This is a genomic window from Thermoanaerobacter wiegelii Rt8.B1 (assembly GCF_000147695.2).
Classification (GTDB): Bacteria; Bacillota; Thermoanaerobacteria; order Thermoanaerobacterales; family Thermoanaerobacteraceae; genus Thermoanaerobacter; species Thermoanaerobacter ethanolicus.
This window is the reverse complement of record NC_015958.1, coordinates 485,720-499,016: the sequence shown is the minus strand read 5'-3', so window position 1 is coordinate 499,016 and position 13,297 is coordinate 485,720. Positions and strand designations below refer to the sequence as shown.

The window sequence follows — 13,297 nt, the reverse complement described above, 5'->3', positions numbered from 1 at the left end:
ATAAAACTTACAGTATACATAGGTTCTATGGATTCTTACTTCTACGCAATAGGAAGATAATAAGACAGATATTTTTGCAAATGTAAGGAGGAGTTTAAAATTGAAAAGAATATTGGTTCATGGATTACTTCAATTTTACTAATAACTTCATTAATTTTAAACCTGCAACACTATAAAGTTATCCAGAATTATAAAGCTCAAATGGATAGTATTAATGGATATTTTATGAATAGTTTACGCTTTTTAAGTTTAGATATTGAAAAATTTGATGGAAGCGAAAGGGACTTAATATTTTTTAGTTCTATATTTCTCATAAGCATTTGTTTCGCCAAATTCTTTATCTAATTGACGCTTTATTTTTTCATAATCTGGTTCAGGTAATTTTTTATCAATCCATAATTCATACTGTGTCAAGCCTTGATATGTATGATTTATTATCTTCCAATGCCCGTCTTGTTTTTCCAATTCAAAGATATTATCACCTGGACATATAAACATTGGGTAAGCCTTAGTACGATCTATTTCTAATTCCACTACTACTTTTGCTCTGTTACCATTTATATCTATATTTTTGTAATTAAATTTCAAAGGAAATCGCCTTCTTTCAACGTATCCATACCCTTTTTCAAAAGCATATTTTCTTCTAAATGTTAATTCTTTAAGTGCTATTACTTTATTTTGATTCTGTATTTTTGTCATATCCAGATATGGTGTTGTGTCAATATATTCCATTTTTAAGTACGCTTTATACTGCACATTGTAAAACTTTTCAATTGTATACTTAACATGGTCTTCTTCATTTTTAAATGTATAACCACATGCCGATAATAATCCGGATAAAGTAAATAAAACAAGCATGATTTTTAAAGGTTGTTTAAACATCATTTATTGACCCTTTCCATATATTTTTTAATATCTCAAAGACTCTTTCTTCCATTATACCCTTTTAAATGTTAAAATTTATTAAGAAATTCTTAAATTCTGGTTACAAAATGGTTACAATGTAAATTGCTGTCCTATATACAAGCAAAAAAATACAGGGTTTCCCCTGCTATTTGCAAATTATAAAAGATTTTTTACACCCTAAATAGTGCCCATTCCTGCTTAAACATCAAAGTTGCCAAATATACACTAATACCCACATATATTATTGATGAAAATACAAATATACCTATATGTGCCATATTTACAATACCATAAAGCAATTCTTTAAAAACCGAAATAGTTCCAAATACAGGTATTGCAAAATAAGACAATGGTATTTCATTGGGCATTTTATACATCACCATATATGCAGGAATTATCACAATAAACATTATTGGTGAAATATATATCTGCCCTTCTTTAAAAGATTTCGCATATGCACTTAAACCAAGCTCTAAAGCTGCAAATATTGAAGCTGTAAAAAAGGCAGCCACGAACATAACAATCATTGCTGTTGACTCATTTTAAAATCGGCATTTAGAGATGCCATGTCTTTGTTAAAAGCAAAAGATGCGAAAAGTCCCAAAAGTGAAGCAACAGCACTAAGCAGTGCCATAGATGTTACAGCCAAGTATTTTCCCGCCATTATTGAAAGTCTTGATGCAGAAGTCGTAAGCAAAGGTTCTAGAGTCCCTCTTTCTTTCTCACCTGCAGCCAAATCTACAGCAGCCCCTATACCTCCTGTCGCTGTCCATAAAGTCAATAACATTGGTACAATGAATGCTAAAAAAGACCCTGCCATTTTACTCTGTGAAGCTATGTTTTTTGTCTTTACCTCAATTGGATCTAATATTTTAGGATCTATCCCTTTTGCTATAAGTCTTTCTTTTACAATATTATTCGCATATTCTTTTATAAGACCTCTTATCATATTCTCCGCATTTGAAGATTTTATATTTTCCCTTGCAGTAAGCCTGTCGTATAAACCGCTTTCTCCTCCAAAAAGTATCCCAACTTCTTTTCTTATCTCTTCTGGCTCTTTTACCAAGTCTTTTCCACCTATAACTGCTGTTCCACTTTAGGTTTAACCATTGTAGCAAGCATCCTCAAAGTTGTGGTTTTGCCTACACCATTTTCACCTAAAAGCCCGTATATTTCTCCTTCTTTTACCTTAAAACTTAAATCGTCTACAGCTCTTACGTTTTTAAACACTTTAGTCAATCCCTTAACTTCTACCAAAATTACCCCCTCACCTTCAATTTTTATCATTTTCTAGGTCTGACACCAATTTAGATAATGCTTCTTGAATCGCCTGACTGATTTCTTCAAGAAAATCTTTTGAAATTCCCTCTGATTTAATTCCCGGTTCTAGAATAGGTTCAAACCAAGTAAGAAAGAGTTTTTCCATAAATTCTTTAGCAAAATTCTCCGTCACAATGCGATCATCAAAATCTGAAACTGATAGAAGTTTTCTTCCATCCCTAAAAAGTATAAAGTCCCAAAGCCTTATTCTTCCAGTTTCTATAATTTGTAAGAATAATTCTCTTGCCTCTTTTGTCATCTCCCCTTTTACAGCAATAGCTCCCTTCATACCACTCCATGGCTCCACAGAAATTTTAGGTAGCCCAAGAAATTCTTCTCTTCCTTCAGAAAGTGTCATTGTTGGATCATCAGGAAATCGAACTTCAAAATGAGATGCTGAAAGTACACCATATTTAAGTATAAGCTTCCATATATCAGTACCTATTCTCTTCCTTTCTCCTATGTAATAGAATTCTCTTTCTTTTGACATAGTTGTTACTCCCCTCTCAGTAAGAAATATTCGTAACTACACTATAATAAATTTTAAAGTTAAAAACGAAGAAATTTTATTTTAATCCCAACTTCTCAAATATAAAGTTTGCAAAGAGTAAAAACACTCCCGATTCTAAAAACATCATTAAAGATGCTGTTAAAACACTTTATTTATTATTTTTAACTTCTTTTAGCTTATACACAAGTTTTCCATTATCATATTGATACAAAAACTTATTTTCATCATCTGAATACCATATATACTGTCTTGATGTTCCAGCCTTTAATTCAACTCTAAAGCATTCTGCTTCTCCATAAGGGGCAGTAACTTTCTCTTTAGATACAACTTTATTTGTAATAGGCACTATCTGAGCAGTTGAAGCTATTGAATCGTATATAGTAAACTCTGCTCCTATTTTAAAGGGATATGCCCTCATAATCATAAGAAGAGAATCATTGTCATAATAATATTTAGGAAGTTTTACAGTTAGATTCTGCTCCCCTTTGGAAGTTTTAGCCTTAATATTCCACTTATCCTTATAGGTAGTTTCTATCTTTATATCCCCTTGTGGTGACATCACATTGTAGTAAGAACTTACAGGCATTAAAGTATCAGACGTAACTGATGTACTTGTGCTCAACTCTGCTGAGTCAATCTTTGTAATAGATGATATCTCATAAGTATTTGTGCTTTGAGACTTTTCAATTATAAATTCCGCTGTGCCAATTAATTTGTTATTTTCAAAAATGTCATAGGTAAGCCTCTGATAGCCTACCCAAGGAATCTTGCCAATCTCCATAGGCTTTGCACTCTGTGAACAGCCTGCAAGAATAAACAATGAAAAAATTATAACTGGCATTAAAAATTTTTTAAACATACTTAGACTCTCCTTTCCACTTTAATAGCATTTTTATAAAGAAAATAAAGCAAAACATAGCCTAACAGTGTACTTGACAGCAAAAATACTGCATAAACATAAATAAGAACATAACGCAAAGCAGGATAATATTGAAAAAACATTGCAAAGTTGTCAATAAACATGTGATAAAACATTGCAACAACAAAATATATTAAGAGACTAATGAATTTTTTATTAAAAACATACCTGCTAAAGCCTATTCCTATTATGCCTCCCATAATGCCGTGCATTTGAATAGCAAGAAATCTTTCAAAAACATAAACAAAACCGACAAATGTTCCTACAGGGAACTGCATTCCGAAAACTCTACCATATTGAGGATTATAAAGCAAAAACATCAAAGACATCGCTTCACCTATACCATAAGCAAGCCCTGTATATGTAAAAATCGCTGTAGAATATTTTAAATCTTTAAATTGTACCATCATATTCTTATCAAGAAAGTATACTACAACCAAAACAGCTAATAATTTAGCTAATTCTTCCCAAAAAGCATTATCCGCCTGCACAACTGTAAGCACATACCACAATGAAGTGTTTAAACTTAAAAGATAAACTTCCCAGTGTTTTCTCAATAAAAATATTATTTGAAATAAAAAACCAGAAATGAACAAATACACCCACATTCTGTTTTTTATATGTATATCACCTTTTCTCAGTGCTATAAACAAGAACGAAAATACTATAATTACATCAACAAGTACCATTACAAAAAACATTTAAAGCACCCCTTTTAGATTATAAAATCATTTCCATTTTTATACTTTGAGGCTTGAAAGACAGGGATTCATAAAATTTTATTGCTTCTTCATTAAAAGCCCATACAGTCAATTCAATTGAAGAAGCATTAATTTCTTTCCCATATTCAATAGCACTTTCTAAAAGTTTCTTTCCAATACCTTTTCTTTTAAATCTTCCTGCTACGCATAAATCTTCTATATATACTACTACTCTGTCAACAAGAAGCGGATGCTCTTCAATCTTTTTTATTTTATAAATTATATACCCTGCTATCTCATCGTTTTCATTTTCTGCAACCATAATTTTATACTCTGTGTGAGACAACTTATTTATAAAATCTTCTTTGTCCAGTGGAATATCGGTATCTTTGTAATAATCTGGCCTAGCTTTATAATGAATCTCATGCACTTCCTTCACTAGTAATAATAAATTTTCATAGTCCGAAATAATAGCTTCTCTAATTTTTAATCCCATAAAATTACCTCCATTTGGAAGTTATTAGACAAGAAATTTTTTACACAATACTATAAATTCTACAAAATTCCCTAAAATCCTTCTTTTATTTCCAAACCATAGCAAAATTTAACATAGTTTTAACATATCTCTATCAGGTTGCCTTCTCACAGTTCTAACTATTTATAATCAGAAAGGGTACTATTTTCGTATAAAAACATACAATAGAAAAATGTCAAAAAATAAAAGTATAACCCCTGCTGCAATATCATATATCCCATGAGAAATTTTCCTTTTCCCTTTTGCGTGAGGATATTTTATTGCAATATAAGAAAACAACTGCAATATAGGTATAAAAAATATAAATTCCAACTTAGATACAGTATAATTTATATTTCCAAAAGCATCCCTTTGAAGTGGTATACTTTCAGGTAGATACTTATATGCAAAAATATTTATAATAAAGGTTATAACTAGAAACATCCACCCACACTTATACAAATATCTCATTACTCTTTTTAGCATTTTTAACATCCTCCTCTCAATTCACTTGCTTTTATTGTAAAATGTATTTAATATAAAGTCTACTATACTTTTGTATAGTCTATTATTTAGACATACAAAGGGACGGTCCCTCTGTCCGGATTACTCTAGGCAGAAAAACCGTCCTCAAAAAGCACGGATTTTGAACAAATTTTATTTAATGATATTACACCGCTAATTAATATCAAAAGTCCCCCTAATATCAACACAACCCTAACTCTAAAAATCTTTGCCGCAAATCCACCAAAAACTAGAGAAATTATTGATGAAATATTCATTAACATTGTATTCATACTAAATACCCTACCTAGATATTGTTTATCACAACTATGTTGCATAATCGTAGTTCTTGATATAAAGAACAAAGAATTAAATATTCCATTAAAAAACTGTATTACAATGGCCAAAATAAAAAATTTATTTAAAGGGAATATAGTAGTTGAAATTCCTAAACCTATTAAACCCGTTTTAAAAACAGCATCAATTGATACATTTTTCAAGTATTTGTACAGAACCAAAGAAGTTAAAATCATAGCTAAACCTTTAAATGTAAGAATAGTGCCATATCCCTGCGAATTTGTGTTTAAAAACTCATAAACATACATGATTAATAACCCATTTAGCATACCAGCAGCTAATCCAACTATTGTATTTATTAACAATAGATTATAAATAATCTTGTTACTTTTTATATATTCTAACCCTTCAATAAATGAAATTCTATCTATTTGATATAGTCTCACAGCCTTTGGAGATTCATATTTATATAACCTAATCATATAAACTAACACCATTGATATTAGAAATGTTAAGGAATCAACATAAAAACAATACTCTATATTAAGCTTAGAAATAATAACGCCGGCCAATGAAGGACCTATTACCATCATCAATGAAGAAAAAGAACTACTTAAACTGTTAACCTGCTTTAACTCTTCTTTTTCCACTAGCTCTGGCAATATACTACTTCTAGCTGTATCATAAAATATAGAGACAGAAGAAACAGCAAAAATTATAAAAAATATGTATTCTTTAAAAAAGGGTATTAGAAAGACCAAAATAGCCCTTATGAAATCTCCTAAAACTAAAATTTTTTTCTTGTCGTAACTATCAACTATTTTCCCAGCAAAAGCTCCAAATATTATTGAAGGTAATAACATCATAATAGATAAAAATGACATGCTTATAGGTGACTTGTTAATATCGTATGCCAACGTTAAAACAGCAATTCTATCTATCCAATTTCCTATATCTGAGACTACCTGTGAGGATATAAGAAAATTAATATCCCTATTCATATTTTCACCTTTTTATAAAAAATAAGAAGTTCTTTAATTATATCATATACATTAATAAATCTACAGCCTTTTTATCACATCCATAGTATGTCTTTGATACATTTTCTAAAATAAGCATAATTAGTGCAGCTCTTATTAGAAAATTTTTAAATTTATTAAGATGATTACTATATCAACAATTAATATAAGCAGATTAACAAATATAGAATATTAAGTCAGTATAAAGAGTTGTGCTTTTCCCTTTTGTCTTGAGTTTTATATACCCATAAACAAGTAATTGCATCAAGGGAAGTATAAAAACAAATGTTGTTTTAGATGTAGTATTTGAAATACTACCATCAAAATGCCACTGAATAGCAACTGTCTGTGGCAATGCCTTATAAAAAATGATGTTTATGATAAATGTAAAAACAGCAAATAACCAATTATTTTTGCCTAAAAAATTTATTGCTCGCATAAAATTTTTCTCCCTTCTTATATTACGTTTTTCTCTTCATTTAACTTTTTTCTTTTCATACATCAAGCTAAATATAAGAGCTAAAGAGATTATCAGAAATATCGTTATAAATATAACAAAATTTAATATATGCATTTTATATACGTTGTAATATAATATATCAAATATCATCAATTCAAAAAGTGAATATATAAGTAATAGAAATATTGGTAAAAGTTTGCTTATCCTGATCTGTGATATACAATAATACGGCAGAAAAAGACCAATCCATCCCAATATCAATATAACTTCATCTATTACCATTGCTGTAGCTTTTCCAACAACCCACTGATCTGGATTTCCAGTTAAAACTCTAACTCCTTTTTCTTCTTTTATTTTAAACCGCATTTTATATAAAATCTACTATACTTTTGTATAGCCCTTTTCATCGAGGTATAAAAGGTATAACATGGATAGTTCCTCTTCTCTAAATTTTTGTAAAACCGTAATAAAACAAATCTTTTTGTATATTTTCATTAATTCATTTCTATTAAACCCAACTTAATAGCTTTTGCTACTGCTTCTTGAATGTTTTTTGCTTCAAGTTTTTCTACTATCTTTCTTTTGTGATATTTCACAGTCACAACTTCTATTCTAAGAGCTTCTGCTATGGCTAATTCCTTGTACCCCTTTGCCTCTAATGTCAGTATTTTCATTTGCTTATCATTCAATTTAATCTTTATCTTATTTAGCTCTTCTTCTCTTACCCGCTTTTCATATTCATTTGCTATTTTTTCACCAAGCAATTTTATCACCATTACTATTTCATTCGCAATCTTTTTATCAATTGTAGATATGTCTATATAGCCTATTATTTCCCCATCTTTTGTCGTTATGGGCGAAGCAATGCAGTACCATCTTTTAAATATGTTACAGTAGTGTTCTTGGGGTCTGATATAGACTAATCGCTTTAATCTCATCGCCATTGAAATTGCATTTGTTCCACAGCTTTCTTCTTTAAAGGATACCCCTGGTTTAAAGCCTGAATCTTTTATACACCTTTCTTCTTTTGTACTGCATTTTACCTCTAATAAATATCCTTCAACGTCTGTAAGCAAAAATAGATACTCTCCTATTATCCACTCTTCCTCTATACTCTGGTAAAAAGTATCTATAAGCTTTTTATTTTCATATATCTTTATCTCTAACTCCTTTGGGTTTAGCATTATTAACGGTACAGTTGTTGAAGGATCAACACCTATTATGTTACATCGTTTATAAGAAGAAAGTAACTCCCCCTGTGGCCATAAAAAATCCACCTTCTATACCCCCAAAAAATGTAAAAACACTTTTTAAACATTATACAATATTTGAGATTAAATTTGTGAATTTTGGAACGAAAGTGTCATTTTGGGGAACGAAAATGCATTTTTCGCCTAATATTTTACAATTAGAAATTATAAAAAATTGAGGAAAATAACCTCCTCTTTTCCTGGCACTTAATAAATTTACTTAATCATTACAATATTACTTTTTCAGAATTACTTGTGCTATAATCTTAATATAATTTTGATTTGATACGGAACTCGGTTTTCCTGCAAAGGTAGAATAAAAAAAGTGGAGGGTCTAAAGATGTTTCCAATCAGGGATAATATACCAAGCAGACGACCACCCCTCATTACGCTCCTGCTCATAATAATAAATTCGCTCATCTTCTTCACTCTTTCAAGTGCTTCATACAGCACTTTTGCCGGGTTTGTTTACAAATACGGGCTTATACCAGCAAAAATTACAAAACTGGTTATATCCGGTGTACCGTTTTCCGGCAGCGACTTATACCCTTTTATCACCAGTATGTTTCTTCACGGTAACACATTTCACCTAATTAGCAACATGTGGATACTTTGGCTGTTCGGAGATAATGTTGAAGATAGGATGGGTCATATAAGATTCTTCATTTTCTACATCCTTAGTGGGGTAATCGCAGGTGTATTTCACCTGGTTTTTAATCCCATCTCACCAGTGCCGGTGGTAGGGGCTTCTGGAGCTATTGCAGGCGTTATGGGTGCATATTTCGTATTATTCCCGTCGGCAAGGATAATCACCCTGGTACCAACCTTTTTCCTGGTTCCAGTCTTCCTCCCGATACCCGCCGTAGTCTATCTCTTCCTATGGTTCCTGACCCAGCTCTATTCCGGCACGGTCTACTCTGCCATTGGTGGTACAACGGTTGGTGGAATAGCCTGGTGGGCGCACATAGGAGGATTTATCAGTGGTGTGTTGTTAAATAGGTTGTTCCTTAGAGATAGGTATTAATTAACTCGTGCTCACAATGGCGATTTCTCCACAGTCCCAAGGAAGCTAATATGTACCCAATAATCCATTTTTTCTGGCATACCTACTACTCATACCAAAAACTACCGAACCAACTATAAACCACAAGATACCTAGAAGTATAAGTATCAGCAACTCATTGTAAGAAATGGCAATATTACTTACTGATTTTCTCGCTATATCATTTCCCACTGTAAGTGGTAAAATCAAACTAATTGCGCTGGACGAAGATGTTTTAGTTAACGTGTCTGTTATAAAAAGAAGCATGATTTGTATGAGTAGCGTCAATTGATTAATTCTTTTTGCTATTAGGGAAAGTCCTCCCAAAATAAGACCCATGCCATACATTCCAATTAAGGTCGCTAAAAGGGATAGTATAACTTTTCAATTTATTATAATACTCACTCCCATAATTAGGTTTGAAAAAGTAATTATTACAGAAGCTACGATACTGCTTAATAGAAGGCTGCTAATTATATTTCCTGCTATAAGAAAAGGGTAGGGAATTACTGCCATAAATTTTTGTTCCAAAGTCCCTTTAACTGCTTCTATGCTAATTTCAGTGCTTACTCCACTTATAGCTGCTATTGAATAGCTCCAAAAAATATACCCCAAAAGGAGGAGCGTTTTAGAATTTCCCGGATTGTTATAATATTCTCCTAACATACTACCTGTATCCATGAAAATAAGGCCAGCATAAAGAAGTGTTAATACTACAATATCACTGACCAAACCCATTTTATATGAAAAACTTTCCTTTAAACTTCTTATTATTTCGGCTCTTACAATGTTTAAATATTTTAACATACTGATTTAAACCTCCTTCAGATTTGTATGTATTTTATATTTATTTTCTATGTCTTCTGCTGTAATATTGGTATTCTCGAATTCATCAACGATGTTCCCATTGTTTATTATTATAAATCTGTCAACTGTTTTTCTTAAAAAGTCAGTATCATGAGAAGCAATCAATACTGTTATCTTCATCTCCTCTCTCAAGGTCTTAATAGCATTGGTAAGTAAAATACGCGATTCTATATCTAATCCATTAGAAGGTTCGTCCAAAATTAAAGGCTCCAGCTCGTGAAGCAAAGAAGCAGTTATCGCTACCCTTTGTTTTTGCCCCATTGAAAGTGTATTTACTTTTCGTATTAATAATTCTTTTGTTTTTAGAATGTCTTCATATTTTTCTATATTTTTCTTTATTTCTCCCATTGTTTTTCCCTTTATACTTCCAAAATAATAGTAATTATCAAGGACCGAAATAGCCCAGTATAAATTCTTGTTGCCTTCAAGTACTACGCCTATTTTTTCCATTATTTTTAATCGAGTTTTGTCTTCCATTTTGATATTAGATATAATAACTTCACTTGAATCAGGAATTGTTAAACCGCATATTATTTTGAGTAAAGTGGTTTTCCCTGCTCCATTCGGGCCGAGAAGTCCTACTATTTCCCCTTTATTTATATCCATAGATATATTGTTTGAAGCTATAGCCTTGCTTTTATTGTATTTTTTGTATAAATTTTTAACAGTAAGCAAATCTTTTATCCTTCCTTGTTATTGTCTATCGAAAGTATAATTACATCATTTTCTAAACCTGCTTGATTTTAGCATTATTAATGGTGCAGTTATTGAAGTGTCGATACCCATTTTATTGCATCGTTTATAAGAAGAAAGTAATTCCTTTTGTGGACATAAAAAGTCCATTTTTTATACCCCCAAAATGCTATAAACATTTTTAAAAATTTATTAATTCCATAAAATATTATACAATATTTAAAATTAAATTTGTGGAATTTGGAACGAAAAGGATAAAATAATTTTTCTGTTGCGAAAATATGACTTATCCTATATAATAATATTCAAGTTATGCTTTATCAATTTGTATTGATAAATTTTCGAAGTTTTTGTTATATTTCAAACAAAGGAGAGAAATAAATGGCTGATAAAATTCAAATGAAGGTTCCCCTCGTTGAAATGGACGGGGACGAAATGACAAGAATCATATGGAAATTAATAAAAGAAATACTCTTAGAGCCCTATATAGACCTCAAAACGGAATATTATGACCTTGGAATTAAAAACAGAGACGAAACAGAGGACCAAGTCACAGTTGATGCGGCATATGCCATCAAAAAATATGGTGTTGGTGTAAAATGTGCAACAATTACTCCCAATGCCCAGAGAGTTGAAGAATACAATCTTAAAAAAATGTGGAAAAGCCCTAATGGTACAATCAGAGCAATACTTGACGGAACAGTTTTTCGCACACCTATTATTGTAGAAAGTATCAAACCTCTCGTAAAAACATGGAAAAAGCCCATTACAATTGCAAGACATGCCTATGGAGACATTTATAAAGATGTGGAATACAGAGTCAAAAATAAAGGAAAAGCAGAACTTGTTTTCGTATCAAAAAGTGGTGAAGTGTCAAAGCAGACAATACATGAATTTGAAGGTCCTGGAGTTATCCTCGGCATGCACAACACTGATGAATCAATAAAGAGTTTTGCAAGAGCATGTTTTAACTATGCCTTAGACACCAAGCAGGATTTGTGGTTTGCGACCAAAGACACCATATCAAAAATATATGACCACAGATTTAAAGACATATTCCAGGAAATATATGAAAATGAATATAAAGAAAAATTTGAAGAAGCAGGAATTGAATACTTCTACACCCTTATTGACGATGCAGTAGCTCGCATTATACGCTCTGAAGGCGGAATGATTTGGGCATGCAAAAATTATGACGGCGATGTAATGTCAGATATGGTGGCAACAGCCTTTGGAAGTCTTGCCATGATGACATCAGTACTGGTTTCTCCTGATGGCAAATATGAATTTGAAGCAGCACACGGAACAGTTACAAGGCATTATTACAAATACCTTAAAGGAGAAGAAACTTCTACAAATTCTATTGCTACAATTTTCGCATGGACAGGTGCTTTGAAAAAGAGAGGAGAACTTGACGGAATAGAAGACCTTGTAAACTTCGCAGATAAACTTGAAAAAGCATCCCTTCAGACAATTGAAAAGGGCATAATGACAAAAGACTTAGCTATGCTTTCTGACTTGCCAAATAAAACTGTTGTAAATACAGAAAGTTTCCTCATTGAAATTAAAAAGACATTAGAAGAAATATTATAAAAAGGATAGACAAGGGAACCGTCCCCTTGTCTATCGTTCTTTCGTTGCCTTTTGATCAATCTCTTTGATAAAGTAATCCTTCCCTTTAATATATTCCTCAATATTATAGGGATACTTTTTGGCTAATTCGTCTTTTAAGGTAGAGTAGGTCTCTGCCTCATCTGGATGGTTCAATTCGAGCTTTCCTCCTGTCATTTCTTGCATATCAATCCAGCAGTTTATAATAATCAATATTTATAAATATACTAATTAGAAACACAAAAGCAGTAACCCAATATACATCGCTTTTTTAAGTTCACTTGTCATCTTGATTCCTATACCTATGATTATAAACTACCACACCATGAAGGGATCAATACTCCTTAAAAAGCCATATATAGTAGTTCCTTTTAAGGAAGGAACAAGCAATGCTAAAGACATATTCACATAAAGTTGTCCCGTAAAAAAGGATGCAATAAAGCATATTAGAAAATATATTAAAACAGGAGTATAGGCATAACCAGTAATTGAAAATAATTGTGCTACATCCGCTTTTCCTCTAAATACCCATTTGATTACAGCATAAAGAGCTAACACGATAAAAATCCACGAAAGTGTATTATTTATAAGCGTAGAAGTTATTACAGATCTTGGCGCCAACTTAATAGCTAAATCTATTTCCTGTGGCGTAAATCTTTCAAAAAAATTTCTGCCAATCACAT

At 31.5% G+C, this 13,297-nt stretch carries 19 protein-coding genes; 2 read left to right on the top strand and 17 right to left on the bottom strand.

The window, feature by feature from the left end; all coding sequences use genetic code 11:
- Positions 1-285: 285 nt before the first annotated feature.
- The 13 genes from THEWI_RS02350 to THEWI_RS02295 form a co-directional block, all read right to left on the bottom strand.
- The gene (locus THEWI_RS02350; protein WP_014062298.1) at positions 286-885 is read right to left on the bottom strand and encodes a hypothetical protein; all 600 of its coding nucleotides are present in this window, start codon (positions 883-885) and stop codon (positions 286-288) included.
- A gap of 191 nt (positions 886-1,076) precedes the next feature.
- Positions 1,077-1,433 carry an ABC transporter permease family protein gene (locus tag THEWI_RS14635; protein ID WP_244262293.1) on the bottom strand — a complete coding sequence of 119 codons (357 nt, stop codon included), beginning with the start codon at positions 1,431-1,433 and terminating at the stop codon, positions 1,077-1,079.
- Positions 1,430-1,972, bottom strand: coding sequence for an ABC transporter permease (locus THEWI_RS14630; protein WP_341853091.1), 543 nt, complete (start codon positions 1,970-1,972; stop codon positions 1,430-1,432). Before THEWI_RS14630 ends, THEWI_RS14635 begins: the two co-directional genes overlap by 4 nt.
- An 11-nt stretch (positions 1,973-1,983) precedes the next feature.
- Positions 1,984-2,163: an ATP-binding cassette domain-containing protein gene (locus tag THEWI_RS15750; protein ID WP_052877879.1), complete on the bottom strand. Its 180-nt coding sequence runs from the start codon at positions 2,161-2,163 to the stop codon at positions 1,984-1,986.
- A 16-nt stretch (positions 2,164-2,179) separates the two neighbouring features.
- Positions 2,180-2,716 (bottom strand): hypothetical protein, encoded by a 537-nt coding sequence (locus THEWI_RS02335; RefSeq protein WP_014062297.1) that lies wholly within the window; start codon positions 2,714-2,716, stop codon positions 2,180-2,182.
- Positions 2,717-2,885: 169 nt separating this feature from the next.
- Entirely contained in the window at positions 2,886-3,596 is a 711-nt protein-coding gene (locus THEWI_RS02330) for a DUF3108 domain-containing protein (RefSeq protein WP_014062296.1), read from the bottom strand.
- Positions 3,597-3,598: 2 nt separating this feature from the next.
- Entirely contained in the window at positions 3,599-4,357 is a 759-nt protein-coding gene (locus tag THEWI_RS14625; protein WP_014062295.1) for a hypothetical protein, read from the bottom strand.
- Between the two features lie 19 nt (positions 4,358-4,376).
- Complete coding sequence (locus THEWI_RS02320; protein ID WP_014062294.1) at positions 4,377-4,853, bottom strand: GNAT family N-acetyltransferase; 477 nt, start codon at positions 4,851-4,853, stop codon at positions 4,377-4,379.
- Positions 4,854-5,033: 180 nt separating this feature from the next.
- On the bottom strand, positions 5,034-5,357 hold the full coding sequence (locus THEWI_RS02315; RefSeq protein WP_014062293.1) for a DUF1648 domain-containing protein: 324 nt from the start codon (positions 5,355-5,357) through the stop codon (positions 5,034-5,036).
- Positions 5,358-5,482: 125 nt separating this feature from the next.
- Positions 5,483-6,673, bottom strand: a complete 1,191-nt coding sequence (locus THEWI_RS02310; RefSeq protein ID WP_014062292.1) for an MFS transporter — start codon at positions 6,671-6,673, stop codon at positions 5,483-5,485.
- A 193-nt stretch (positions 6,674-6,866) separates the two neighbouring features.
- Positions 6,867-7,130: a DUF1648 domain-containing protein gene (locus THEWI_RS02305; protein WP_014062291.1), complete on the bottom strand. Its 264-nt coding sequence runs from the start codon at positions 7,128-7,130 to the stop codon at positions 6,867-6,869.
- 36 nt (positions 7,131-7,166) lie between these two features.
- Positions 7,167-7,517 carry a hypothetical protein gene (locus tag THEWI_RS02300; RefSeq protein ID WP_014062290.1) on the bottom strand — a complete coding sequence of 117 codons (351 nt, stop codon included), beginning with the start codon at positions 7,515-7,517 and terminating at the stop codon, positions 7,167-7,169.
- A gap of 128 nt (positions 7,518-7,645) precedes the next feature.
- Positions 7,646-8,428 (bottom strand): LuxR family transcriptional regulator, encoded by a 783-nt coding sequence (locus THEWI_RS02295; RefSeq protein ID WP_014062289.1) that lies wholly within the window; start codon positions 8,426-8,428, stop codon positions 7,646-7,648.
- A 313-nt stretch (positions 8,429-8,741) separates the two neighbouring features.
- On the opposite strand from THEWI_RS02295, the gene THEWI_RS02290 reads away from it, so the two are divergent.
- Positions 8,742-9,425, top strand: coding sequence for a rhomboid family intramembrane serine protease (locus THEWI_RS02290; RefSeq protein WP_014062288.1), 684 nt, complete (start codon positions 8,742-8,744; stop codon positions 9,423-9,425).
- 402 nt (positions 9,426-9,827) lie between these two features.
- Here the strand turns inward: THEWI_RS02290 and THEWI_RS14620 are convergent, their stop codons facing one another.
- Together THEWI_RS14620 and THEWI_RS13795 are read right to left on the bottom strand one after the other, a co-directional pair.
- Entirely contained in the window at positions 9,828-10,250 is a 423-nt protein-coding gene (locus tag THEWI_RS14620; protein ID WP_244262292.1) for a hypothetical protein, read from the bottom strand.
- Positions 10,251-10,256: 6 nt separating this feature from the next.
- Entirely contained in the window at positions 10,257-10,985 is a 729-nt protein-coding gene (locus THEWI_RS13795; protein ID WP_014062287.1) for an ABC transporter ATP-binding protein, read from the bottom strand.
- A gap of 399 nt (positions 10,986-11,384) precedes the next feature.
- Between THEWI_RS13795 and THEWI_RS02275 the strand changes: the two genes are divergently transcribed.
- Complete coding sequence (locus tag THEWI_RS02275; protein ID WP_014062286.1) at positions 11,385-12,596, top strand: NADP-dependent isocitrate dehydrogenase; 1,212 nt, start codon at positions 11,385-11,387, stop codon at positions 12,594-12,596.
- Between the two features lie 30 nt (positions 12,597-12,626).
- On the opposite strand, the gene THEWI_RS13790 is transcribed toward THEWI_RS02275, so the two are convergent.
- Positions 12,627-12,770 carry a GrpB family protein gene (locus THEWI_RS13790; RefSeq protein ID WP_244262291.1) on the bottom strand — a complete coding sequence of 48 codons (144 nt, stop codon included), beginning with the start codon at positions 12,768-12,770 and terminating at the stop codon, positions 12,627-12,629.
- 159 nt (positions 12,771-12,929) lie between these two features.
- Positions 12,930-13,295, bottom strand: coding sequence for a YIP1 family protein (locus THEWI_RS02270; protein WP_014062285.1), 366 nt, complete (start codon positions 13,293-13,295; stop codon positions 12,930-12,932).
- Between the last annotated feature and the right edge of the window lie 2 nt (positions 13,296-13,297).

Bases quoted from the DNA above. Each gene is read 5' to 3' on its own strand.
- THEWI_RS02350 (WP_014062298.1), bottom strand. From the start codon at position 885: ATGATGTTTAAACAACCTTTAAAAATCATGCTTGTTTTATTTACTTTA.
- THEWI_RS14635 (WP_244262293.1), bottom strand. From the start codon at position 1,433: ATGATTGTTATGTTCGTGGCTGCCTTTTTTACAGCTTCAATATTTGCA.
- THEWI_RS02335 (WP_014062297.1), bottom strand. From the start codon at position 2,716: ATGTCAAAAGAAAGAGAATTCTATTACATAGGAGAAAGGAAGAGAATA.
- THEWI_RS02330 (WP_014062296.1), bottom strand. From the start codon at position 3,596: ATGTTTAAAAAATTTTTAATGCCAGTTATAATTTTTTCATTGTTTATT.
- THEWI_RS14625 (WP_014062295.1), bottom strand. From the start codon at position 4,357: ATGTTTTTTGTAATGGTACTTGTTGATGTAATTATAGTATTTTCGTTC.
- THEWI_RS02320 (WP_014062294.1), bottom strand. From the start codon at position 4,853: ATGGGATTAAAAATTAGAGAAGCTATTATTTCGGACTATGAAAATTTA.
- THEWI_RS02315 (WP_014062293.1), bottom strand. From the start codon at position 5,357: ATGCTAAAAAGAGTAATGAGATATTTGTATAAGTGTGGGTGGATGTTT.
- THEWI_RS02310 (WP_014062292.1), bottom strand. From the start codon at position 6,673: ATGAATAGGGATATTAATTTTCTTATATCCTCACAGGTAGTCTCAGAT.
- THEWI_RS02305 (WP_014062291.1), bottom strand. From the start codon at position 7,130: ATGCGAGCAATAAATTTTTTAGGCAAAAATAATTGGTTATTTGCTGTT.
- THEWI_RS02300 (WP_014062290.1), bottom strand. From the start codon at position 7,517: ATGCGGTTTAAAATAAAAGAAGAAAAAGGAGTTAGAGTTTTAACTGGA.
- THEWI_RS02290 (WP_014062288.1), top strand. From the start codon at position 8,742: ATGTTTCCAATCAGGGATAATATACCAAGCAGACGACCACCCCTCATT.
- THEWI_RS14620 (WP_244262292.1), bottom strand. From the start codon at position 10,250: ATGTTAAAATATTTAAACATTGTAAGAGCCGAAATAATAAGAAGTTTA.
- THEWI_RS02275 (WP_014062286.1), top strand. From the start codon at position 11,385: ATGGCTGATAAAATTCAAATGAAGGTTCCCCTCGTTGAAATGGACGGG.